This window comes from Limibacillus sp. MBR-115 (genome assembly GCF_040549425.1).
GTDB lineage: Bacteria > Pseudomonadota > Alphaproteobacteria > Kiloniellales > CECT-8803 > Limibacillus > Limibacillus halophilus.
Genome location: NZ_JBEPTJ010000019.1, coordinates 1 through 1,305 on the forward strand (window position 1 = coordinate 1; position 1,305 = coordinate 1,305).

Genomic DNA, 1,305 nt, shown 5'->3' on the forward strand with positions numbered 1-1,305 from the left:
GCCGCCCATGCCGCCCATGTCGGGCATGCCGCCGCCGGCTTCCTTCTTCTCCGGCTTCTCCGCCACCATCGCTTCGGTGGTGATCAGGAGACCGGCGATCGAGGCCGCGTCCTGCAGGGCCGTACGCACGACCTTGGTCGGGTCGATGATGCCCCACTTCACCAGGTCGCCGTACTCGCCCGTCTGGGCGTTGTAGCCGAAGGTCTCGCTCTTCTGCTCGAGAAGCTTGCCGACGACGATCGAACCCTCGGCGCCTGCGTTGATGACGATCTGGCGGATCGGCGCCTGGATCGCACGACGCACGATGTCGATGCCGACGCGCTGGTCGTCGTTGTCGACCTTCAAGTTCGACAGAGCCTTGGTCGCATAGAGCAGAGCCGCACCGCCGCCCGCGACGATGCCCTCTTCAACCGCTGCACGGGTCGCGTTCATGGCGTCCTCGACACGGTCCTTGCGCTCCTTGACCTCAACCTCGGTCGCACCGCCGACACGGATCACCGCAACACCGCCCGCCAACTTGGCCAGACGCTCCTGCAGCTTCTCACGGTCGTAGTCCGAACTGGTCTCCTCAACCTGCGCACGGATCTGGTTGCAACGCGCCTCGATCTCGGACTTCTTGCCCGAACCGTCGACGATCGTCGTCTCTTCCTTGGTGATCGAGACCTTCTTGGCCCGACCCAGCATGTCCAGGGTCACGTTCTCAAGCTTGATCCCGAGGTCCTCGCTGATCACCTGACCGTTGGTCAGAACCGCGATGTCCTCAAGCATCGCCTTGCGGCGATCGCCAAAGCCCGGCGCCTTGACCGCGGCAACCTTCAAGCCGCCACGCAGCTTGTTCACCACCAGGGTCGCCAGCGCCTCGCCCTCGATGTCCTCGGCGATGATCAGAAGCGGCTTGCCGGACTGCACCACGGCTTCCAGAACCGGAAGCAACGACTGCAGGTTCGACAGCTTCTTCTCGTGCAACAGGATGTAGGGATCCTCAAGATCACACAGCATCTTCTCTGCGTTGGTGATGAAGTACGGCGACAGATAGCCACGGTCGAACTGCATGCCCTCGACAACGTCAAGCTCGGTCTCCAGCGACTTGGCTTCCTCAACCGTGATCACGCCTTCCTTGCCGACCTTCTCCATCGCCTTGGCGATCATCGCGCCGATCTCCTGCTCGCCGTTGGCCGAAATCGTGCCAACCTGCGAAACCTCGTCCGCGCTCTTGATCTTCTTCGAGCGCTTCTGCAGGTCTGCAACAACCGCCGCGACCGCCGTATCGACGCCGCGCTTCAGGTCCATCGGGTTCATGCCCGC

1 protein-coding gene is annotated in these 1,305 nt (G+C 63.0%); it reads right to left on the minus strand.

Annotated features, from left to right (window positions below; all coding sequences use genetic code 11):
- Positions 1-1,305 (minus strand): chaperonin GroEL (groL, locus tag ABIE63_RS17540; protein WP_354506709.1); only part of this gene is annotated, 1,305 nt, incomplete at both ends.